A 21,895-nucleotide genomic window follows, 5' to 3' on the forward strand; every position below is an offset into this window, starting at 1 on the left:
GAGCCCGACCATGGCGATGACGACGAAGTCCCCGCCGCGCGAGCGGCCCGTGCTCGACAGCCTGCGCCGCGACCGACGTGCCTGGTTCGCCCTGCCCGTGCTCGCGCTGCTGGTGCTCGCCGCGGCCACCGCGCCGTTCCTCGACGACGCGGTCGCCGACACCGACACCGACAACCTGCTCGCCGGGCCCTCCGCCGCACACCTGCTGGGCACCGACGAACTGGGCCGCGACATCCTCGTCCGCGTTATCGCCGGCGCGCTGGTGACCTTCGAGGTCGCCACCATCGCCGTCGGCCTGGCACTCGTGCTGGGCACCGCGCTCGGCCTGGTCGCGGGCTACCGGGGCGGCTGGGTGGACTCGGTGCTCATGCGTGTCACCGACGGCCTGCTCGCCTTCCCCCTGCTGGTGCTCGCGCTGACCGTCGTCGCGGCACTCGGACCGGGACTCCGCAACGCGCTGATCGCCATCGCCGTCGTGACCACACCACGCTTCGCCCGCTTGGTGCGTGGTGAAGTCCTGTCCCTGCGCACCCGTGAGTGGGTGTCGGCCGCCAGGATCGTCGGTGTCGGCACCCCGACGATCCTCGTGCGGCACCTGCTGCCGCACCTGGCCGGCACCCTCCTCGTGTTCGCCGCCCTGCAGGCCTCCACCGCGATCATGGCCGAGGCGTCGCTGAGCTTCCTCGGGCTCGGCGTGCAGCCACCCCAGCCCGGTTGGGGCGGCATGGTGGCCTCCGGCACCGCGCACCTCGACTCCACCTGGGCGCTGAGCGTGTTCCCCGGCCTCGCGATCCTGCTGACGATCGCCGCCTTCAACCTCCTGGCCGACGCGGTGCGCGACGCGCTCGACGCACATCGGCCGGTGCTGTCCCCGATCCGCTGACCTTCGCTCCTCCGCCCCCGTGAAGGGATCCGCTGCCGTGTCCCACCCCAGCACAACCCGGCGTGCCGCACTCTTCGGCCTCGCCGCCGTCCTGATCGCCTCCACCGTCGCGTGCGGGAGTTCCGCTTCCACCGGTCCGCGCAACGCGCCCCGCACAGGCGGCACGGTGTCCGTCGGGTTCGACAACGAACCGACCACTTTGGACCCCGCGTTCTCCAGCCAGATCTCCTCTGACCGCAGCGTGCTGAACCTGTTCTACGACACACTGCTGCGCCAGAACCGCGACGGCGGCTTCGTGCCCGCCCTCGCCGAGAAGTGGGAAGCAGAACCTCGCGCGCTGACGTTCACGCTCCGCACCGGCGTGAAGTTCCACGACGGCACGCCGTTCGACGCGCAGGCCGTCGCCGCGAACATCAACCGCGTGCTCGACCCGGCCACGAAGTCGACCAAGACCAGTGCGCTGAGCAAGGTCGCCACGGTGCAGGTCGTCGACACCACGACCGTGCGCTTCAACCTGAAGGACCCGGACCCGCTGCTGCTGGTCCAGCTCGCCCACGAGCCCGGCATGATGGTGTCGCCGGCCGCGCTGAAGGCCAAGGGCGGCGAATACGGTCGCAACCCCGTCGGCACCGGGCCGTTCACGTTCGACCAGTGGCGCTCCAAGGTCCAGCTCACGGTCAACCGCAACACCTCCTACTGGGCCAAGGACTCCGACGGCAACCAGCTGCCGAGGCTCGACAAGGTCGTGGTCCGGTTCATCACCGAACCCAAGGTGCTGCGCACGGAGCTCGCCACCGGTGGTGTCCAGCTGGTGCGCGCCCTGCCGCCGGAGGAGTTCGCGCAACTCGCTTCCGACAAGCAGGTCAGCATGGAGGACGTCGGCGTGCGCCGGTCGTACTACGTGGCGCTCAACACGACTCGCGCACCGTTCAACGACCCCAAGATGCGCGCCGCGTTCACCGCTGCCGTGGACCGATCCGCCATCGGCAAGGTCGCGGCGTCTGACCAGTTCGATCTCGTGCCGTCGTTCGCGACGAAGAAGGACTGGTACTACGACGACTCGATCACGTCGCCCTCCTTCGACCAGGCGGCGGCCAAAGCGGCCGTCACCACACCCACGTCCATCACCGTGCTGGCCCGCAGGCGCGCACCGGACCCGACGATCGCCGAACTGCTCCAGGCCCAGCTCTCCGACGCGGGATTCACCGTGAAGTCCGAGGTGCTCGAGCTGCAGACGCAGCTCGACCGGATGCGCAAGCAGGACTTCGACGCCGCGGTGCTGGTGGTCGACGTACCGCGACTCGATCCCTCCCTGGTGTTCGACCCGTACTTCACCAGCAAGGGCTCGAACAACTGGTCGGGTCTGACCGACAGCACGCTGGACGACGTGCTCCTGCTCGCCCGCAGCACCGACGACAAGGTCGTGCGCAGCAAGGCCTATGGCGATGTGCAGCGCCGAATCCTGGACCAGCGCTACTGGACCTTCCTGCACCAGGCCAAGTCCCCGCTGATCCACCGCACCGCGCTGAAGGGCGTCGTGCTCAACGTCGACGGCCAGTGGCGCCTCGACGAGGCCTACCTCGACCGATGAGGACATCCATGAGCTTGTTGCGCGTCACCGATCTCGCGGTCTCGTTCGCCGGCCGGCCGGGGCAGGACCCGGTCCGGGTGGTCGACGGCGTCGACCTCCACCTCGACGCAGGGGAGACCCTCGCGGTCGTGGGGGAGTCCGGGTCGGGCAAGACCGTCACCGCACTCAGCCTGCTCGGTCTCAACCCCGCGTCACCGACGTGCACCACCACCGGGTCCGTGCTCGTCGACGGCACCGAGGTCGTCGGACTCGACGAGCGGCAGTGGCAGCGGGTCCGGGGGAGCACCGTCGCGATGGTGTTCCAGGACCCGAGCGCCGCCCTGAACCCGTTGCTCACCATCGGCACCCAGATCGCGGACGCTGTGCGCGCCCACGAGCCGATGTCCCGCGAGCAGGCCCGGCGCCGGGCGGTGGAAGCACTGGACCTGGCGCGGATGCCCAACCCGCAGGGGCGGCTCGGGCAGTACGCGCACGAGCTGTCCGGAGGTATGCGGCAGCGTGCGGCGATCGCGTTGGCGATCGCCGCACGGCCTCGGCTGCTGATCGCGGACGAGCCCACCACGGCGCTCGACGTCGCGGTGCAGGCCGAGATCATGGGAATGCTGGGGTCGCTGTGCACCGACCTCGACATGGGGCTGATCCTCATCACGCACGACCTCGGTGTCGTCGCGGGTCACGCCGACCGCGTCGCGGTGATGTACGCCGGGCGCCTCGTCGAGACCGGCGCGGCGGCGACTGTGCTGGGCGATCCGCGGATGCCCTACACCCAGTCGCTGCTCGCCGCGACACCTCGTGTGGACGGGCCCGCACGGCAGCGGTTGACCGCCATCGGCGGGCGGCCGCCGAACCCCCGCGAGCGTCCGGAGGGATGTCCGTTCCAGCCGCGGTGCCCGGTGGCCGTCGAACGCTGCTCCACCACCCGCCCGGTGCGGGTGGACCTCGGCCTGGGCCACAGCGCGGCGTGTCTCCTCGTCGAGCAGCGTCCCTCCATCGAGCCGCCTGCTGTTGCGATCCACAGCGGACCAGCGGCCGGCGCTGAGGTCCTGGCGCAGTTCGACGACGTGTCGCTGAGCTACCCGATGCGCGGAGGTCTGCTGCGACGGGTCACCGGACACGTGCACGCGGTCCGCGGCGTGAGCCTGTCGGTCGCCCGCGGGCGGACAGTGGCACTGGTCGGCGAGTCGGGATCGGGCAAGACCAGCCTCACGAAAATGTTGCTGCGCCTGGAGAAACCGGACCAGGGCACAGTCCTCTACGACGGCATCGACGTCACGAGGCCGGACCGTGACCAGCTCAGAACCCTGCAACGCGACGTCCAGGTCGTGTTCCAGAACCCTTACGCGAGCCTGGATCCCCGGATGCGGGTGCGCGAGCTCCTGGCGGAGCCGATGAAGGTCCACGGCCTGGACACGGACGAGGCCGAACTCGTCCGGCTGCTCCGTGAGGTGGGGCTGGACGCCGGTGCGCTCACCCGGTACCCGACGGCGTTCTCCGGTGGCCAGCGGCAACGGATCGCCATCGCACGGGCACTGGCCCTGCGGCCGAAGCTGATCGTGTGCGACGAGGCGGTCAGCGCGCTGGACGTGTCGGTGCAGGCGCAGGTGCTCAACCTGCTGGCCGACCTCCAGCAACAGCACGGGCTGGCCTACCTCTTCATCACTCACGACCTGGCCGTCGTGAGGTCCGTCGCGCACGACATCGCCGTGATGCGCGACGGCCAGGTGGTCGAGGCCGGCCCGGCCGAGGAGATCTACCAGGACCCGAAGCACGACTACACCCGTTCACTGCTGGCCATGGCGCCAGGACACCCCACGGCACCCCAGAGGAGCACGGCATGACCCGCATCACCGGGGTCCGGTTGACCACTGTCAACACCCCGCGGCACAACAGCATCACCTGCGGGCACGTGATGGTCGAACTGCTCACCGACACCGACCTGGTCGGGCTGGGGGAGATGTCGGACCTGCAGCACCTGCCGCGGTTCCACTTCGACATCCCCGAACTGGCCGCGACCCTCGAAGACCTGCTCGTCGGTCTGGACCCGTTGCAGACCACGGAGGTCGAACGCAGGCTGGAAGCCAACTTCCCACAGGCCGGCTACATCTACGACAAGAGCCGTGCGATCAAGTGCGGCGTGGACATCGCCGTCTGGGACCTGGCCGCCAAAGTGCTCGGCCTGCCGCTGTACCAGCTGCTCGGCGGGCAGGTGCGCGACTCCGTGCCGATCGCCTACCCCGTGTTCCGGCAGCAGAGCGAAGCCGACGTCGAGCGCAACCTCGCGATGGTCGACCGCAGGCTGGACGAGGGCTTCGAGTTCTTCCGCGTCTACGTGGGCCGCGACCTCGCACTGGACGAGCGGTTCCTGCGCGAGGCGCGGGACCGGTTCGGTGACCGGCTCACGATCAAGTCGCTGGACTTCTCCAACCTTCTCGACGCCAAGTCCGCTTGCGCCTTCGCCGAACGGGTCGCCGACGTCGGCTACGGGCTCGTCGAGGCGCCCGCACCGAACCACGACGTGCGCGGACTCGCGTACGCGCGCAACAGGTTGCACGTGCCGATCAGCGAGCACGTCTACAGCAACCGGTGGGCGCTCGACCTCGTGGCGGCCGACGCGGTGGACGTGTTCAACGTCAGCGTGATCGCCATCGGCGGCATCACCCCTGCGCGGCGCATCTTCGCCATCGCCGAGGCCGCGGAGAAGACCTGCCTGATCGGCACGACCCAGGAACTGTCCATCGGCACCGCCGCCGCGGCCCACGTCGCCATGGCCATGCCGGCCGCGACGCTGCCCAGCGACCCGGTCGGCCCGCTGCTCTACACCCGCGACGTGGTGCGCGAGCCGGTGCGGTACGAGAAGGGCCGGCTGCACGTGCCCGAGGGCCACGGGCTGGGCATGGAGCTCGACCCGGACCTCCTCGAGGCCAGCGCGGGCCCGCTGACCTGGCGGCACACCACCGCAGACGCCGTGGTGGACCGGCAGCAGGTGACACCGTGACCCAGCGCTTCTCCGGCAAGGTCGTTCTTGTTACGGGCGGCGCGCGCAACATCGGCCGGGCCATCGCGCTGCGGATGGCGCGGGAGGGCGCCGCCGTCGCCGTCAACGGCCCGGACCCCGACGAAGCCGAAACCACCGCCCGCGAGCTGCGCGACGCCGGGGCGCAGGCGGTGGCCTGCCCGGCGGACGTGTCGGACGGTGAAGCGGTCGACCGTGCCTTCGAACGGGTGCTCGCCACGTTCGGCAGGCTGGACTTCCTGGTCAACAACGCCGCCCTGCCCATGGTCGGGCGCGCTCGCCTCGTCGACCTCGACCCGGCCGACTGGGAGCGCAGCTTCGCCGTCAACGTGCGCGGCGTCTTCCTGGCGACGGCCGCGGCGGCCAAGATAATGCGGCCCGGGTCAGCCGTCGTGAACATCTCCTCGATCGGTGCCACCCGCGCCCACCTCGGCACCATCGCCTACGACGCGGGCAAAGGCGCGGTCGAGGCCGCGACCAGGGCCATCGCCGTCGACCTCGCTTCGGTGGGCATCCGCGTCAACGCCGTGGCACCCGGACCGATCGCCAACGACCGGTTCGACGCGCTCTCACCAGAACAGCAACGCGCCCGAGCCGAACCCGTACCGCTCGGGCGGGTCGGGACCGGCGCCGACGTGGCCGGGGTGGTCGCGTTCCTGTGCTCGCCCGACGCCGCCTACATCACCGGTCAGGTCATCACCACCGACGGCGGCCTCACCGCGCAGGCCCGTCCCACCGGTCTGGACCCGACCCTCGACCCGCCGCCATCCGAACACGAAGCAGAAAGCCGGCACCGATGACTGACAGCTCCACCATCCCGCTCGATCCCGACGACCTCGGCGCACTCGCGGAGGCGGGCACCGCGACCGTGACCACCCAGCTGTTCAAGCTGGGGCTGCGCAACACCTTCCTGGCCGGACTGCGCACCTACGGCCGTCCCACCAAGCGAATGGTCGGCGAGGCCTTCACGTTGCGGTACATCCCGGCGCGCGAGGACATCGACGTGCTCGACGTGTTCGACGACTACGACCACCCTCAGCGCCTGGCCGTCGAATCCGTCGGCCCCGGCCAGATCCTCGTGGTCGACTGCCGGGGCGAGGGCCGGGCGGCCTCCGCGGGGCACATCCTGCTCACGCGCCTCGCGGCCCGCCACGCCGCCGGGTTCGTCACCGACGGCACGTTGCGCGACATCGCGGGCATCGACGAACTGCCCATGCCCGTCTACGCCACCGGCCCGGCGGCCATGACCAACCTCGCCCTGCACCACGCCGTCGACGTGCAGCTGCCGATCGGCTGTGCGGGAGTCGCCGTCTACCCCGGTGACGTGCTGCTCGGCGACGCTGACGGCGTGGTCTGCGTGCCGCGCCACCTCGTAGCGGCGATCGCGAACCCCGCACGAGAGCAGGAAGAGCTCGAGTCGTTCCTGCAGCAGCGTGTCGCCGGCGGTGCTCCGCTGCGCGGCACCTACCCGCCCGACGAGGCGACCATGCTGGCCTACCGCGCGTCCACCCGGCCGTCCGCGGCCGCTTCCTGAGCCGTCGGCGAGCGGGCGGTGCTCGTCACCCGCCCTGCCCGCTCGCCGCCCGATCCCGAGGAACCCCATGGACAGCCTGCTCGATCGACTGCGCGCGGAGATCGGTTCCGGCAACGTCCTCACCGATCCCGACGTCACCGACTCGTATGCGCGCGACATGATGCCGCTCGTTCCGGCAGGGCGCCCCCTCGCCGTCGTCCTGCCGATCGACACCGCCGGAATCCAAGCCGTGGTGCGCGCCTGTGCTGAGAACGGTGTGCCCGTCGTACCGCGTGGTGCGGGCAGCGGACTGACCGGCGCCGCCAACGCCGTGGACGGCTGCGTTGTGCTGTCGCTGACCAAGCTCGACCGGGTGCTGGAGATCGACCCGGACGACCGGATAGCCGTGGTGCAACCGGGTGTGGTCACGAAACACCTGCGCGACCAGGTCGCTGACCACGGCCTGTTCTACCCACCCGACCCGTCCAGCTACGACTGGTGCACCATCGGCGGGAACCTGGCCACCAACGCGGGCGGCCTGTGCTGCGTGAAGTACGGCGTCACCACGGATTCCGTGCTGGGCTTGGAAGTCGTGCTCGCGGACGGGTCGGTGCTGCGGACCGGCAGGCGCACTGTGAAGGGTGTCGCGGGGTACGACCTGACTAGTCTCTTCGTCGGCAGCGAGGGAACCCTCGGCGTCATCACCGAGGCGACGCTCGCACTGCGTCCCCTACCGGCGGCACCGAGCACGCTCGTCGCCGCGTTCGCCTCGGCCCAGGACGCGGGCCTCGCGGTCGCCGAGGTCGTCCGCGCGGGTGTAGTGCCGTCGCTCATGGAGATCATGGACGCCGTGTCGATCGAGGCGGCCGAGTCCTACCTGCGGGCCGACCTGGGCGCAGGGGACGGGACAAAAGCCTTGCTGTTGTGCCAGTCCGACGCCGGGCCCGCCGCCGGCGACGACCTCGCGGCCGTGGAGCGCCTTTGTGAGAAGCACGGCGCGCTCTTCACCCACACGACCGACGACCAGGCCGAGGGCGCGATGCTGCTCGAAGCACGCCGGGTCGTCCTCACCGCGTTGGAAGCCCGCGGTGCCCTCCTCGTCGACGACGTGTGCGTGCCCCGCACCCGGATTGCCGAACTGATCCTTGGCTGCGAGGAGATCTCGGCGGAGGTCGAGTTGACGATCGCCGTGGTCGGTCACGCCGGTGACGGCAACATGCACCCCACGATCGTGTTCTCCGGCCCTGGCGAGGTGAACAGGGCTCGCCAGGCGTTCGATTCCATCCTCGCGCTGGGCCTGTCGCTCGGCGGCACGGTGACGGGTGAACACGGGATCGGGCGGCTCAAACGCGACTGGCTCGCCCGCGAGATCGGTGAGGCCGGACTGGCCGTCCACCGATCCGTCAAGCAGGCGCTCGACCCGCACGGCTTGCTCAACCCCGGAGCCGTCTTCCACTGACGGGCCGTCCCCACCCTTCTCCCGCACAACGGAACCAGGCGTCGCGCTGAACGACGCCGGCCCCCGGCGCGCGGTCGCTCACCCACTCCCACCCCAGGAGGTATCAGTGTCGATACCAGCAGACGTCACTCCGACCGGCCGTTCGCGTCGCCGTCCTCGCCGGCTGGCCGCCGCCTTCGTGGCCGCGGCGTTGGCGGCGGCGACACCGCCGTCCGTCTTACCGGCGGCCGCCGCTGCCGACAGCGCCGACATCACCGACGCGTTCACCGGCGACGTGGGCTCGTCCCCGGCGGGGTGGACCGCCTCGCCCGAAGGCGGAACCGCCACCGTGCAGCAGGTCTCCGAACTCGAACGGAGCCTGCGGTTGCAGGACGACTCGACGACCGCCTCGATGGTGGTCACCCGCTCCCTGGGCACCACCAGGTCCACCCTCGTCGCCGCCGCGCGGCTGCGCGCCGCCCAGACGACGTCGGTGATCGGCGTGCACCTCAGGGGACCGGCGGGTGACGCGGCCACCGTGGCGGTGGACGCCGCAGGCCGCCTGTACACCTACAACGGGGCCAAGCGCGTGGAGTTGGGCACCTACCGAGCCGACGAGTGGCTCGACCTGCGGATCGTGGCGCAGCCCACCGCCCGGAAGTACGGCGTTTTCCTCAAGGGCAAGCAGATCGCCGCCGACCTCTCGTTCCGCGTCGGCACAAGCACCCTGACCGACCTCCGGATCGGAGTGAGCAGGGAGAGCGTCGGCACCGTGTGGATCGACGACGTGCGCGTCTTCGCCTCACCCGCGCCCGGCGGCTGGACCCCTGTCGGGACCGTCACACCCCGCACCGCGAAGCAGATCGGCTCGTCACGACTGCTGTCCGGCTGCGAGACCACCGGCCGCAAGTACGCCAAGTTCTCCGAGTACCGCGACCAGTTGCTCGCGCTGGGCACCACGACCTGCCGCGTCCAACCCGAATGGAACGCCGTCGAGGCCAACGCCGACGGCAAGTACAACTGGACGACGGTCGACGAGATCGTGGACGCGCTCCTCGAAGCCGGCATCCAGCCGTGGCTGCAGGTGTCGTACGGCAACTGGGCCTACGGCAAGAAGGGGATCCCGGCCGGCGGCGCGAACCTCGGCGCGCCCCTGCCGAGCGGCGCGGGCCTGGAGGTCAACGCGAACTGGGTCAGGGCAATGGTGGAGCGGTACAAGCCCGGCGGTGTGCGGTACCAGGGCCGCGGCGCGGGCTACGGCGTCCGTCATTGGGAGATCTGGAACGAGCCAAACCACCCCGACGCGCCCTCGACCATCGGCGCCGACTACGCGGCCTACTACAAGCTCATGGCCACGATCGTCCGGCAGCAGCAGCCGGACGCGGTGCTCTTCGGCGTGGAGTACGGCCTCGACGTGGCTTTCGCCGACAAGTTCATGTCCGCTCTCAAGGCGGCCAAGGACGAGGGCGAGGCGGACGGCGACACGACCAAGCAGGCCGCCCGGATCGCTTTGGTGAACGGGTTCTCCTACCACCCGTACAGCAACTACCCGGACAACCCGGCGCTCTACAACTCGATGGCCGCGCTGCGCACCGTGCTCGCCAAGTACTCCCCGGCGATCGAGATCCGCCAGGGGGAGAACGGCGCGCCGAGCACGGCGGGTTCGGTCGGGGCGTTCGGGCAGGACACCTTCACCGAGTACAGCCAGAACTCCTACGACCTGCGCCGGGTCGTCGGAGACCTCGGCGTCGGCATCAGCACGGAACTCCTCGGCACCGTGGACCTGTGGTACCGGTGGACGCCGAGCAGCGCGCCCCAGATCAACTCCAAGGGACTCGTCGCGGCCACTTCGGGCCTCAAGGCGACCTACACGAAGAGGTCGTACTACGGCGTGCAGAACGTGGCTGCCTTGTTCGACAACACCCTGAGCCCCGTGACACGGCTGGAACCGTCCGACGACATCAAGAAGAAGTCGCCGATCCAGGGCTTCGACTTCACCACCTCCGGCAACGGCGACCGGACCGTCACGGCGCGGGCGTTCGAGAAGAACGGTTCCGGTCAGCACGCGGTCGCGCTGTGGTTCGGTGGCGACCCCGCGCAGCAACCCCGCTACGACAGCACCGGCAAAGAGATCGACATCGCATCGCGACCCGACCGCGTGCCGAACGAGAACCGGGCCACCAAACCCGTCACGGTGACCTTCCGCGACGCGAAGATGAGCAACCCCCGTCTGGTCGACCTCACCACCGGCACCGTCTACCGGATACCGCCGAGCGCCGTGTCCCGGCACGGCAGCTCCCTCACCATCACCGGGGTTCCCATCGGCAACACACCGGTCGTGATCGCCGACCGTTCGATCACCGGCGGCTGACGGACTCCGGCGCCGGAAGGGCACACCCCTTCCGGCGCCGGAGTTCCGCATCGTGGATCCACTCTGGACCACGGCTGCATCCGTCGTCATGTCGCCGGTGGCGCCATTCCCGTGGTGGTGACCGGGACGCCCGGCGTGGTGCGGTACGAGTCGGGTACTCCCTTGGGAGTGGTGAGCACGCTGTCCGTCGTCGATGTCGGCGCCTGCAGGGACGGGCCGGGATCCACCGGCGTGCTGGTGGTGTCGGGCAGGAAAGCCAGTGCCAGCACGAGGATCCCCGCCGTGGCGACGACACTTCCCGTCACCGCGGCGCTACGACGCCGTGACTGCCTCGCCCGGCTGCACCTGATCAGGTCGGTGGCGGAACTGGAACCCGGTGGTGCCGTCTGCGACCGCAGCGCGGAGAAGATCGCTCTCAGTTCGTCTTCGTGGACCATCAGGCCTCCAGCCTCGACCGGCCGAACCCAGGACCGAGCTTGCCCCGCAACGTCAACAACCCCTTGCTGCTCTGCGACTTCACCGTGCCGGTCGAACACCCGAGTGCGGCGGCGACGTCCTCCACGCTCATGTCGTTCCAGTAGCGCAGCACCAGCACCGCACGCTGACGCGCGGGCAGCGTGGACAACGCCTCCCACACCACGAGACCGTCCTCGGCACCAGGCGTGTCGAAGACCTCCTCTGGTGGTGCGTCGGTCAGCTCCTCTCTGCGCCAGCGCAGGCGTCTGCGCTCGGCGAGGAAGGTCCGGACGACGACCTGCCGCAGGTACGCCTCGATCCCGCTCCGGTCAGCCAGCTTCGGTCCGGCCTGGTAGAGCTTCATGAACGCCGACTGCATCACGTCCTCCGCCTCGTGCCAGTTGCCGCACAGCAGATAGGCCGTGAACCGCATCGAGTCCGCACACCGGTCGAAGAGTTCGGCGAACTCGGTTTCCCAGCTCAGCGTCGTCCCCTATCTGACGGGCCGTGGCGGCGAGGACGGCACGGACGACGGCGTCCTCTGCCACGTCATGTCATCCGTGCGGATCACTGTGGGCCGCTGCTCCGGAGCTCGTTCCACATCACGGAGCGCGAGCACCGGAACGGCGATGACCGCGAGGGCGAGCAGGAACACCGCCACTGCGATCACCTGGCCCGCTCGCACCGCGATTCTCCCCGAGGATCAGTGGCGCCTGGCAGACGCCCTCACCCTTATCCATGCGATGGGAGGCCGGTTTGGTTGCCCGTGTGTTCTCAATCGCACCGCCGGCACGTGCGAGTGCCACAGACATCGGGCGCTCGGCGATCCTGACGCCTCTCCGTGTGCGGAGGTCTCGTCCTCTGTGGAGTGTCCGGTGTGTTCGGACAGCTGCAGGTTTTCGTTGCGGTCTGCTCATGAGCGTCAACGTGTCGGTCGGCACCCGGATCCCGGCCTTCGCGACCTCGACGGGCCGGGTGCTCCTGGCTCGGGCGCCGGACACCAGCGTGAAGTCGACTACGTGCCAATCGGTACGTGGCGTGCCTTCGATTTCGGCCGACATGAGGTCTCATTCATATGAGAGCAGCGCGGAGTGCGTACTCACTGGACGCAGTCCCCGTAGATGGCGCGAATCCGTGGAAAATTGGCAATTAGCCGAGACCGTCGCTGCAACGCCGACCCTAGGCTGCGGTTATGGGATCTGTTGGAATTGACAGCGCTGACGAGTCAGGTTCGTCTTCTGAAAGTGGGGTCGGCCGTCGCGGCTTGCTGTTCTCGGGTGCGCGGGTCGTGGCAGCGGCCGGCCTGCTCGGCGTCGCGGGCGCGGCACCGGTGGCCGCCGCTGCGCAGCCGGTCCGGTACCCGACGACGGGGCTTCGCATCCCGGATACGGAGTTGGCCCGTCAGGCGATGGAGTTCGCGCGTGAAGTGTCCACTCCGACGCTGTTCGGTCATGTGATGCGTTCTTATCAGTTCGGCGTGCTGATGCTTGAGCGCACGGGTCAGAGGTATGACCGCGAGCTTTTGTTCGTGGGCGCAGCTCTGCACGATCTCGGCCTCGTCGAACGCTTCATCTCCACCGGTGAACGGTTCGAACTGGACGGCGCCGACGTGGCACGGCGTTTCCTGCGGGAACGCGGCATGAGCACCGCCCGTGCGGAGGTCGTCTGGGACGCGATCGCGTTGCACACCAACTTCACGATCGCGGCGCGGAAACGGCCGGAGATCGCCGCGGTGGCGGCCGGCGCCGGTGTGGACGTCTCCGGTCAGGGGCTGGACCAGCTGGATCGTGACGACGTGGCCGAAGTGCTGGAGACTTATCCGCGCCTCGGGTTCAAGCGTGAAGCCGTCGCCAACATCATCGACCAGTGCGGGCGCAAACCGATGGCGTACCTCCTGCACCCGTTCGCGGAGGTAGGACGCAAGTACATTCCAGGGTTCCCCGTTCCCACCATTGAGCAAGCCGTGCTGGCGGCCCCGTTCCCGGAGTGACCCGCGCGCCTGGATTTCCATGACCATCTCCGACGGGCGAACGTCGCCCACTTCAACCGCAATCCGGAGAAGGCCGTCGCTGGCCACCACCGCGAGATGCACACCGCACGAACGCGTTCCGGGCCGCCGTCGCGATCACGCCGCTGAACACGTCACCGCTTGACGGGCCAACGCCCAAAGGCCCTCTCGCCTGCCGCTACTGGCTTGAACACGTTGCCAGGGTTGGGCGAAACGGTTTTTCTCGTCAGTGCTGCGAGACGGAACAGCGGCCCGACCAGCCGGTCGTACAGGCTCGGCAGGCAACGGAACGCCGAAATGATCAACGGATTGGCCGGGCCGACTGGAACGGAGACGTGTCGCCGAGGCCGGTCGGCCAAGCGGACGATCGCGGCGGCTACGCGGTCAGGACTCAAAACCGGATCGGTGGCCGTGCCGCGACCGGTGTAGTTGGCGGCCTGGTCGTACACCGGTGTGTTGACGCTACCGGGGCTCACGATGCACACGTGCACCCTGCGTTCGTCGCGGGTTTCCTGTTGCAGGGTGCGCAGAACCGCGCGCTGTCCCCATTTGGCGGTCGAGTAGGCGCCCATCTGCGGGACGGTGATCGAGCCGAGCAGGGAGTTCACCGCGATGAACACACCTCTGCGCTGACGGCGCAGGACAGGCAGGACCGCTTGGGCGAGGTGGAGCGTGCCGTGGATCGCGGTGTCGACGACGGTGTTGAACACCTCCGCGGGCATCGACTCCACGGTGCCGTATCCCAGCACCGTGGCACTGTGCACCACGATGTCGATGCTGCCGTGCAGGTCCAGCGTCCTCGCGACGATCCTGGCGGCGCCACCGGAATCGGCGATGTCGTCGACGACGACGTCCACCGCGCCGGCTCCCACCGCGCGGCAGGCCTTGTCCGTGGCGTCAAGTGCCAGGCCGCTACGGGAGGAGGTCCTCCCCGCGAGAGGCGAACGCCGTCGCCGCGGCGAGCCCGATCCCGCTGCTGGCTCCGACCACGAGCACGACCCGCCCGGTCATGGGGTCAACACGACCTTGATGCAGCCATCGCTCTTGGCGCGGAAAATCTCGTACCCGCGTGTGGCGTCGGCGAGCGGGATGCGGTGCGTGGTCAGGTCCAGCGTGCCGAGCGGGTCGGCCGGGTCGAGCACCAGCGGCAGGATGTCGTCTGTCCAGCGGTCGCCGGGCAGCGATGCGGAGCAGTGGTACCGCAAGGTCTGAGGATCTCGCAGTCGCTGAACCAGAAGGCAGGGCGTCAGCAGCGTCAAGACGGCGACAGAGTGAGCGCTGAGGCCTTTGGTGACCTACCGACCGCGGTGGCGCAGGTGGCCGCCGAAGCCCACCTCCGCTTGAAGGAGGTGGCCCTCGGCGGCCGTGTCTCAGCTGCCGGCTTCGCAGAGTTCCTTGTGTGCGGCCCTGGCGGCGAGGATGTGGAGGAAGCTCTGGCAGCTCGCTTCCTCTGACAGCCTGTCGTAGGCGTCGTGCACTGCTTGGCGCACGGCTTGTGGTTCCACCGTGTCGCCGCAGCGCCTGGTGACTTCCTCGGCGGCGAGTTCCAGTTGTGCCTCGACCTCCGCGTGGAGGTCGTGCGGATCGCGGACGACATGCCCTTCGAGGGTGCTGACCACGGCTCCTCCTCTTGGTCGGAACAGGCGCCACCTGGTTGCCCGACTGTGCTCGAAGTCAAACGACGTCGTCGGCCGAGCGGGGCGGTCTCCCGCGACTGGTCGGCCGATCGGGCTACGTTGACCGGGTGGTTTGGGAAGGGCCGCGGACAGTGGCAGAGCTGGCGGCGACATCGAGCGACTGGGTTGTTCAGCGCGGCACCGAGTACGGCGGGTGGCTCACCGCCGAGCGGGTCGTCGAGCAGGACGGTCGCAAGTGGAGGCTCGGGCTCACGCTCGCCGGCGGGGCGCTCGTCGCCTTCTTGCTGTGGCTGGGCGACGAGGAGTCGGTGAGCTTCAACTCGGCCATGATCTTCTGTGCGGCCGGTGTGCTGGCCAGGAAAAGTGAAGCCGTAGCCGTTGTTCTTCAGCGCTGCCAACATCTCCCGCGACCCGCGTGAGTCGACCGTGCCCCGCAGTCCCGCGCAGGCGAGCCGGTCACGCACCCGTTGGTCGGCGAAGAACGCCTCCTTCTCCGATCCGATTACACCGCGCACGTCGGTGAGCTGCCCCGTGCAGCCGCCTCGCTGCTCGGCCGTGTACCGGTCGAGCACGACGAACCCGACGGTCGCGATCAGCACCACGCCGAGTGCGATCGAGATGTACCTGATGAACGCAGCCTGTCTCGCCGCGCCATCATTCCTCCGAGACTCTGGTTGCGGGTGAGACGTGTGATCGGTCCGGCCGGGTTCCCGTCACGGCCGTTGATTCAGATCTTTGGTCGGCTCCGCAGAGCTGCTGCCGCCCAGCACTCCAAACGCGATCAGCGTCCCGGCCACCGCGAGCGCCAGCGGCGTCACCGGCCGCCACATCCGGTCGACCAACCCGTTCAGCACCAGCACGAGCCCCGCGCCCGCCCCGGCGAGCGCGGCGACAGCACCCCACACCAGACCGCGCGGCGTGCGCCTGGCCGGCGGTGGCGAGGTCCTGACCGCGGGCATGATGATCGTGTCGATCGCCGCCCGCGCCGCCGCGCCCAGCTCGCCGGCCGACTGGTAGCGCCGCTCCCGGTCCTTCTCCAGACCCTTCAGCACCACCTGCCGCAGCGCAGCGAGAACGTGGTCCGGCAACGGGTCCGGCTGGTCGAGCACGTGCGCGGTGAGCACCGCCATGTCGTTGTCCCGCACGAACGGCCGACGCCCGCCAGGCATTCGTAGAGCACCACGGCGAGCGAGTAGACGTCCGCGCGATGGTCGGCCTTCGTGCCGGACTGCAGTCGTTCGGGTGCGATGTAGCCGGGCGTGCCTGCGCGCCCCGTTCTGGACGCGGTGATCGTACGTGGGCGAACCGGGGAGCGGTCCTTCTTCACTCAGATGCCGGTGGACCTCCCTGTCCGCCCAGGGCGGTCTCCCAACGAGTTCGATCCGCGGCGGACGACATTGCCGTGTAGCCGAACGATCACAAATGGTCACGCAGTCTCCAGTGAGGGAACTGGTTACCTCCTGCAAGCCGGTACTCGATCTGACGTCCACGTTGGAACCCAAGCATTCCGAGTGGTGTCGGGCCGAAAGCACGGGTGCTAGATCACGTATGGCCTGCGGAACTGTGTCGTGCAAGCAAGGCTCACCACTGTCGTCGATGTTGACGCTAGCTCGCGATGCACTCCCACCCCGCGAATCAGCTCTCTTCCGGGCCTACCGGAGGGTAAGTGGGCTCCGTCCGTGCCGCGTGCGCAGCACAGCCGCGCGAGCTGCTGCAGCAGCGCTGGCGGACCGGTTCCACATCGGCGACGAGTTCGGTGAGGTCGTCCAGTCCTGGAGCGTCTGGGTGTACGAGGCGCCACCGTGCCAGTTGTCGCACCGTCGTGGCGTGGCTGACGCCGACGTCGCGGTACTCGTCCTCGAGCTGATCGCACCATGAGCTGTCGGCCTGTCCTTGCGTCAGCCCGGCGAGCTCGCGGGCCAGATCGCGAGCCTCGGCGAGCTCGGCAAGGATTGCAACAAGAAGCGTATATGGGCTTGGGCCTGTGCAGTGGGAGCAGCGCCGCATCCGCGCTCGGCGAGGATCGCAACGCCTCGGCTCACCCCGGCTCGTCGATGCCGCGTGCGCGGACTGCCAGTCCACACCGGGGAGTGCAGCACCCTCGACTCCCGCTTGCTCATCACGCGCAGGTCGTCACGCTCGCGCAGCAACCGCACCAGCACTCCTGCGGTCGTCCGGGATGCGGATCACAGCCAGCGACCGACGACAGCTTTCGGGACGGGGTCGCCGAGTTCATGCCGGCACCTTGACGACGAGCGCTGCGGGGTTCACTTCGACCTTCAGTGACTTGGTTGTCCCGCAGACTTCTCCGTCGACCTCGAACGGCTTGGTGCGGCTGCTGCGCAACTCCAAGCGTCGGAACCGGAACCGCTCCACCGCCGGCCCGTCCACCCGGCGGGAACCGATCAGGCGCCCCGCCGTGACCAGCCAACCCCTGGTGTGCACGTCATGCAGCAATGCCAGGTCCAGGAGCCCGTCGGCGGGATCTGCCTCTGGCAGGAGGGAAATCCCGCCCTGCAGGGCTCCTATGTTGCCGACGACCGCCCCAAGGACGCGGCGGGTCAGCCAGGGGCCGTCGTCGAGCCGGACGGTCACTCGACTGGCGCCCGACCTCAGACCTTTGAGGACCGCTGGTACATAGGCGGGCCACCCCAGGAGGCGCTTCATCCTGGGCGAGGTGTCGCGGACCATCTGCGCGTCCAGGCCGATCCCGCCCATGCCGACGAAAGGGCGTCCGTCCAGCAGGCCCATGTCGACGCGGCGGTCCGTCCCGTCGAACGCCGATGTGACCGCGTCCTCCACCCCGCTGCCGATTCCCAGGTTCCGGGCCACGAGGTTCCCCGTGCCGATCGGCACGATTCCCATCGCCACCCCGGTGTGCGCCAACCCGGCGGCCACCGCGTTCACCGTGCCGTCTCCACCACACGCCAAAACCAGCCGCGGGTGGTTGCGCAGGGCGAGCGCCGTTACCCCCGTCCCGGCATCGTCACGGGTGGTCTCGAACCACTGCGGCTCGCACCAGCCGCGGTCCCGGGCGGTCCGAGATATCAGGTCGCGCAATCCGGAGTGGTCCACCACGGCGACCGGATGAACGACCACCGCCACACGAAGCCCGTCACGCCATGGATCCACCCGAACCGCCTTCACGAGGTCGACACCGGACCGGATGCCCTGCGACAGGCGAACGCACACGTAAACGCGACACGCAAACCGCTGTTGACCCGGCCGGGCCGGTCTACAGCCACGCCCCGTATCGCCGGCGCGGGTGCGGAAAGGGCCACAAGGGTGTCCGTCCGGCCCCTGGCCCTCGCTCTACCAGGGACGATGACTTACCGAGCGGTACAAGATGCACCTTCATGATCTACGTCATACGCACAGACCTGGCTCATCGAAGACGACGTGCCCCGTGTGCTGCGTCTGGAGCGGCTGGGACACAAGCGCAAGGACGTTGACGACGGCTACTCGCACGTGACGGATTTGATGATCAGCCGGATGCTGGCGGCGCTGCAGCGCCGGTGAGAGACGGGACGAGGGTGGACCTGGAACCAGCAGGCAATGCCTGAAGTCGTGCCTCAGACACTGTGACCACTTAGGTGTCGCGAATGTGGTCAGGAGGCCATGCTCCCAAATTGTTCCCACGGTAACGCAAACGGCCCGCCGATATAATCACCGACAGGCCGTCTGACTAGGTAAAATACACTGTGGGCGATACTGGGATCGAACCAGTGACCTCTTCGGTGTGAACGGATCCTGCCGAGTGTCAGGTGCTCTGATCAGTCTCAGTGTTTATGTCCTGATCTGCAGGAACCGCACGTTCGCGTCTCAGGGATATTCGGGCATCTCGCTTATAGCTGGCTATTTTAACTACCGGATTTACTACCGCTTGGGTCGGATGTCGGTCGCGGGGTGGCCCGGCGAGGTGGATCAGCCCGGAAGCAGACGCCACATGTGGTCGGGAGTGTGGGTGTCGCTGAACTGCACGACCTGCGCGGAGTCCTGGTAGGACATGCCGTCTACGGCCAGGACCTTCCTGGAGTGCTTGTTCTGCAGACGCCACACGGTGTCCGTGTCGATCCGCAGGCGCCAGAGGTGGTCTGCGGTTCCGTTGTCGGCGAACTGGACCACGGGTGCGGAGTCCGCAGTGGACATCAAGTCGACGCCGAGCACCTTGCCGGAGTTGAGGTTGCGGATGCGGAAGCAGCCGTCAGCGTCGGGCAGGAACTGCCAGAGGTGGTCCCGAGTGCCGTTGTCGGCGAACTGGACCACGCGGGCGGAGTCGGCGGCGGACATGCGGTCGACGCCCAGAACCTTGGTCGAGTTGAGGTTCTGTATCTTCACGATCCCGTCCGGTATCGCCCGCCAGAGGTGGTCGCGGGTCCCGTTGTCGGCGAACTGCACCACCCGAGCGGAGTCCGCTGTGGACATCTGGTCGACGCCGAGCACCTTGCCGGAGTGCTCGTTGCGCAACCGGAACCAGCCGTCACCGTTGTCCAGCAGCTCCCACCGGTGGTCAGCGGTGCCGTTGTCCTCGAACTGCACGACTTGTGCGGAGTCCGCGGTGGACATCTGGTCGACGCCGAGCACCTTGCCGGAATGTTCGTTGCGCAGCTTGACCCGGCCGTTGCCCAGGTCGACCAGTCGCCACAGGTGGTCCGCGGTCCCGGTGTCGGCGAACTGCACCGCTCTCGCCGAGTTCGCGGTCGACATCCCGTCCACGGCCAGCACTTTGCCGCTGTTGAGGTTCTGCAGCCGGATCAGCACGCCGGGGGTGCCCCACCCGCGCGAGCCACCGCTGCGCGGGAAGGTGGTGATGCGAAGCCTTGCCGCACCTGAAGGGATCAGTGTCGCTTGCCGCGCAACCGAGGAGACCTGGACGGGACTGTCGCTGAGCGTGCCCACCACGTGTTCGCCGTCGGCACTCCAGTCGGACACCTCGCGCACCCGCGCCGTGATCTGGACAGGGCTGTTGCCCGGCGCGAACGGGTCCGATGGGTTGCCGCCGCCGCTGACGGCGGTCAGCTGCGGATCGGAGTCGAGTGCGACGTTCCACGCCGAGGCGGCTGTCACCTCCCACTCGGGCCAGTCGACCGTGCCCCCGTACCGGTTCCACCGCTCGTCGATGCGCAACGAGAAGGTGAGCGGGCCGCGCTCGACTGAGACCGCGTTGTGGTTGCCCTGCCACGTCCGCAGAACAGGTGACATCGGCAGGCGCAGGACGATGACGTCACCGGAGGACCACTGCCGGCGAATGGTGGAGAAGCCGGCCGACACAGGTGCCGGTTGGCCGTTCACCGTGGCCGACGCTGTGCGGCACCAGCCTGGGATTCGCAGGACCAGGGGGAAGGTCACCGGCCGAGCGGTCTCCAGCCGGAAGGTGATGACATCTCCGAACGGGTAGGTGGTCTCCTCGGTGATCGTGACCGGCTGACCACCCGCTACCTCTGCCGTCACCCGGCACGGGCCGTGATGCGCTGCCACCAGGCCACCGTCGTCGGTGGCCCACCACATCTCCTCCACGAAGTACGGCCAGCCCTGGCCGTAGTTGTGCGGACAGCAGCGGTACTCGTCGATGCCCGGCTTGTAGGCAAGCATCGGAAAGCCGTTCTGGAACTGCCTCCGGCGCTTGACATCGTTGTCCAGGCGCACGCTGTTGGCGCTTGTGACGTAGTGGCTCACCTTCCCGGCCGGGTCGAGGGCGGCGGGGAGGAGGTTGAACGCCAGCTCCTCGGTGCGGTCGGCCCAGACCGGGTCGCCGGTGATGCGCCCGAGGAGCTCGTGGCTTCCCATGAGCTCGACGATGCCGCACGTCTCGAAGCCTTGGCGTGGGTCGCCGAATCCGGGCCGCGCGTTCTCGTCACCGGCGAAACCGCCGCCCGGGAATTGACCGTAGGTGCGCATGACGGTGTCGTAGGCGCGATAGGTCGCGTTGCGGTGAGCGTCGTCTCCCGACAGCAGCCAGTACTGGGCGGGTTCGCGGAAGCCCTGGGCGATGTTGACGTTGTGCAGCGTGGGCAGGGGGCCTGACCAGTCCGCGGACAGCCGGTGGATGCGGTGCGTCAGGTCCACCAGCAGCGGATCGCCGGTCCGGTTGTGCAGCCACGCGATCACGTCCAACGTGTCACCCCAGCGCGTCAGGCCCCACCCGTCGGTGAACACCGCGTCCGGCTGACGGCTCATGAACGCGAAGAACCTCGTCAACGCCTGGTCGACTCGGCTGTCCCGGTGGTACTCGGCCCACGACCGCAGTGCGTGCAGCATCGGCATGTGCGGCCAGAAGTCGGCATGCCCGTTGAGCGATGACCGCAGACCGCGGGGCCCGAAGAAGCCGTCGGCGGCCTGTGTGGCCAGTACACCTTCGATCCACCGCGCGGTGTCGTCGAGCACCCGCGCATCGCCGGTGACATAGCCGAGATCACCGAATCCTCGCAGCCAGTACGGCAACTCCTCCCAGCCGCCGTTGTCCGGGTGCACCCATCCCGAGCGGTCGAAGCGCAGGAAGTGCGAAATCTGCTCGAGCCGGCCGTTCAGGCCGTTGAGCTGCTTGTCCAGCTCGGTGGCCAGCCAACCTCGGGCGGTCACCGCGCCTGGCGGCAGTCGCAGGTAGGCCGCTTTGCGGAAAGGAGCGCGATAGGAGCCGTACAGCGGTCCTTCAGCCGCATTGGATGCGCTGCCGAGCATGTGGGTCGTGGTCGCGGCAAGTCCCGCCACCAAGATCGTTCTGCGCTGGATCGACATGACTCTCCTTGTGCGTCGTCGTCGACGGGCGGAGCACCTGCCAGATTTACAACGTTGTAACCGTGGTCTCCGGAGTTCCCCTCGGTCATGTCGGGAACAGGGGAGCGAGCTCGACGAGGGCCACCGGAACTCAGCTCGCCCGCTCTGCCCGCCATCCCCTTGCGGGCAGAGCCGGCGAGCACGCCTCGTGCCGTCGCGGCCGACGCCACCGTAACCACGATGTCATCGATGTCGCAACGGAGTCGCCTGT

20 protein-coding genes are annotated in these 21,895 nt (G+C 68.7%); 11 read left to right on the top strand and 9 right to left on the bottom strand.

Annotation, left to right across the window (positions count from 1 at the left end; translation table 11 throughout):
* The first annotated feature begins 10 nt into the window (after nucleotides 1–10).
* The 8 genes from IEY88_RS17060 to IEY88_RS17095 all read left to right on the top strand — a co-directional run bounded on the left by IEY88_RS17060 (nucleotide 11) and on the right by IEY88_RS17095 (nucleotide 10,809).
* Nucleotides 11–883 carry an ABC transporter permease gene (locus IEY88_RS17060; RefSeq protein WP_189155735.1) on the top strand — a complete coding sequence of 291 codons (873 nt, stop codon included), beginning with the start codon at nucleotides 11–13 and terminating at the stop codon, nucleotides 881–883.
* Nucleotides 884–920: 37 nt separating this feature from the next.
* Nucleotides 921–2,474, top strand: a complete 1,554-nt coding sequence (locus IEY88_RS17065; protein ID WP_189155736.1) for an ABC transporter substrate-binding protein — start codon at nucleotides 921–923, stop codon at nucleotides 2,472–2,474.
* 8 nt (nucleotides 2,475–2,482) lie between these two features.
* Nucleotides 2,483–4,312, top strand: coding sequence for a dipeptide ABC transporter ATP-binding protein (locus IEY88_RS17070; RefSeq protein WP_229693466.1), 1,830 nt, complete (start codon nucleotides 2,483–2,485; stop codon nucleotides 4,310–4,312).
* Nucleotides 4,309–5,469: a mandelate racemase/muconate lactonizing enzyme family protein gene (locus tag IEY88_RS17075; protein WP_189155738.1), complete on the top strand. Its 1,161-nt coding sequence runs from the start codon at nucleotides 4,309–4,311 to the stop codon at nucleotides 5,467–5,469. The genes IEY88_RS17070 and IEY88_RS17075 overlap by 4 nt, the downstream gene beginning before the upstream one ends.
* On the top strand, nucleotides 5,466–6,287 hold the full coding sequence (locus IEY88_RS17080; RefSeq protein ID WP_189155739.1) for an SDR family NAD(P)-dependent oxidoreductase: 822 nt from the start codon (nucleotides 5,466–5,468) through the stop codon (nucleotides 6,285–6,287). The genes IEY88_RS17075 and IEY88_RS17080 overlap by 4 nt, the downstream gene beginning before the upstream one ends.
* Nucleotides 6,284–7,021, top strand: a complete 738-nt coding sequence (locus IEY88_RS17085; RefSeq protein ID WP_189155740.1) for a ribonuclease activity regulator RraA — start codon at nucleotides 6,284–6,286, stop codon at nucleotides 7,019–7,021. Before IEY88_RS17080 ends, IEY88_RS17085 begins: the two co-directional genes overlap by 4 nt.
* A 67-nt stretch (nucleotides 7,022–7,088) precedes the next feature.
* Entirely contained in the window at nucleotides 7,089–8,459 is a 1,371-nt protein-coding gene (locus IEY88_RS17090) for an FAD-binding oxidoreductase (protein WP_189155741.1), read from the top strand.
* Nucleotides 8,460–8,565: 106 nt separating this feature from the next.
* Nucleotides 8,566–10,809, top strand: a complete 2,244-nt coding sequence (locus tag IEY88_RS17095; protein ID WP_189155742.1) for a GH39 family glycosyl hydrolase — start codon at nucleotides 8,566–8,568, stop codon at nucleotides 10,807–10,809.
* 86 nt (nucleotides 10,810–10,895) lie between these two features.
* Here IEY88_RS17095 and IEY88_RS17100 read toward each other — a convergent pair whose 3' ends face one another.
* From IEY88_RS17100 to IEY88_RS17110, 3 genes are read right to left on the bottom strand one after another with little or no spacing between them, the layout of a single operon-like run.
* Nucleotides 10,896–11,246 carry a hypothetical protein gene (locus IEY88_RS17100; RefSeq protein ID WP_189155743.1) on the bottom strand — a complete coding sequence of 117 codons (351 nt, stop codon included), beginning with the start codon at nucleotides 11,244–11,246 and terminating at the stop codon, nucleotides 10,896–10,898.
* Complete coding sequence (locus IEY88_RS17105; RefSeq protein WP_189156059.1) at nucleotides 11,246–11,749, bottom strand: SigE family RNA polymerase sigma factor; 504 nt, start codon at nucleotides 11,747–11,749, stop codon at nucleotides 11,246–11,248. Before IEY88_RS17105 ends, IEY88_RS17100 begins: the two co-directional genes overlap by 1 nt.
* A gap of 9 nt (nucleotides 11,750–11,758) precedes the next feature.
* Nucleotides 11,759–11,950, bottom strand: coding sequence for a hypothetical protein (locus tag IEY88_RS17110; protein WP_189155744.1), 192 nt, complete (start codon nucleotides 11,948–11,950; stop codon nucleotides 11,759–11,761).
* A 603-nt stretch (nucleotides 11,951–12,553) separates the two neighbouring features.
* On the opposite strand from IEY88_RS17110, the gene IEY88_RS17120 reads away from it, so the two are divergent.
* Nucleotides 12,554–13,255, top strand: coding sequence for an HD domain-containing protein (locus IEY88_RS17120; protein WP_229693467.1), 702 nt, complete (start codon nucleotides 12,554–12,556; stop codon nucleotides 13,253–13,255).
* A 152-nt stretch (nucleotides 13,256–13,407) separates the two neighbouring features.
* Here the strand turns inward: IEY88_RS17120 and IEY88_RS17125 are convergent, their stop codons facing one another.
* From IEY88_RS17125 to IEY88_RS17135, 3 genes are all read right to left on the bottom strand, one after another.
* Nucleotides 13,408–14,181: an SDR family NAD(P)-dependent oxidoreductase gene (locus tag IEY88_RS17125; RefSeq protein ID WP_268241250.1), complete on the bottom strand. Its 774-nt coding sequence runs from the start codon at nucleotides 14,179–14,181 to the stop codon at nucleotides 13,408–13,410.
* Between the two features lie 99 nt (nucleotides 14,182–14,280).
* A complete protein-coding gene (locus IEY88_RS17130) occupies nucleotides 14,281–14,532 on the bottom strand; it encodes a hypothetical protein (RefSeq protein ID WP_189155748.1) in 252 nt (83 codons plus the stop codon).
* 111 nt (nucleotides 14,533–14,643) lie between these two features.
* The gene (locus IEY88_RS17135) at nucleotides 14,644–14,892 is read right to left on the bottom strand and encodes a three-helix bundle dimerization domain-containing protein (RefSeq protein ID WP_189155749.1); all 249 of its coding nucleotides are present in this window, start codon (nucleotides 14,890–14,892) and stop codon (nucleotides 14,644–14,646) included.
* A gap of 125 nt (nucleotides 14,893–15,017) precedes the next feature.
* On the opposite strand from IEY88_RS17135, the gene IEY88_RS17140 reads away from it, so the two are divergent.
* Nucleotides 15,018–15,329 carry a hypothetical protein gene (locus tag IEY88_RS17140; RefSeq protein WP_189155750.1) on the top strand — a complete coding sequence of 104 codons (312 nt, stop codon included), beginning with the start codon at nucleotides 15,018–15,020 and terminating at the stop codon, nucleotides 15,327–15,329.
* A 294-nt stretch (nucleotides 15,330–15,623) separates the two neighbouring features.
* Here the strand turns inward: IEY88_RS17140 and IEY88_RS17145 are convergent, their stop codons facing one another.
* Nucleotides 15,624–16,079 (bottom strand): serine/threonine-protein kinase, encoded by a 456-nt coding sequence (locus IEY88_RS17145; protein ID WP_189155751.1) that lies wholly within the window; start codon nucleotides 16,077–16,079, stop codon nucleotides 15,624–15,626.
* Between the two features lie 517 nt (nucleotides 16,080–16,596).
* On the opposite strand from IEY88_RS17145, the gene IEY88_RS17150 reads away from it, so the two are divergent.
* Nucleotides 16,597–16,788 carry a hypothetical protein gene (locus IEY88_RS17150; RefSeq protein WP_189155752.1) on the top strand — a complete coding sequence of 64 codons (192 nt, stop codon included), beginning with the start codon at nucleotides 16,597–16,599 and terminating at the stop codon, nucleotides 16,786–16,788.
* A 354-nt stretch (nucleotides 16,789–17,142) separates the two neighbouring features.
* Here IEY88_RS17150 and IEY88_RS17155 read toward each other — a convergent pair whose 3' ends face one another.
* Both IEY88_RS17155 and IEY88_RS17160 read right to left on the bottom strand, forming a co-directional pair.
* Nucleotides 17,143–18,015 carry a diacylglycerol/lipid kinase family protein gene (locus tag IEY88_RS17155; RefSeq protein ID WP_189155753.1) on the bottom strand — a complete coding sequence of 291 codons (873 nt, stop codon included), beginning with the start codon at nucleotides 18,013–18,015 and terminating at the stop codon, nucleotides 17,143–17,145.
* 819 nt (nucleotides 18,016–18,834) lie between these two features.
* A complete protein-coding gene (locus tag IEY88_RS17160) occupies nucleotides 18,835–21,645 on the bottom strand; it encodes an RICIN domain-containing protein (protein WP_189155754.1) in 2,811 nt (936 codons plus the stop codon).
* Nucleotides 21,646–21,895 lie beyond the last annotated feature (250 nt).

The sequence above is a fragment of the Lentzea pudingi genome (assembly GCF_014646255.1).
Classification (GTDB): domain Bacteria; phylum Actinomycetota; class Actinomycetes; order Mycobacteriales; family Pseudonocardiaceae; genus Lentzea; species Lentzea pudingi.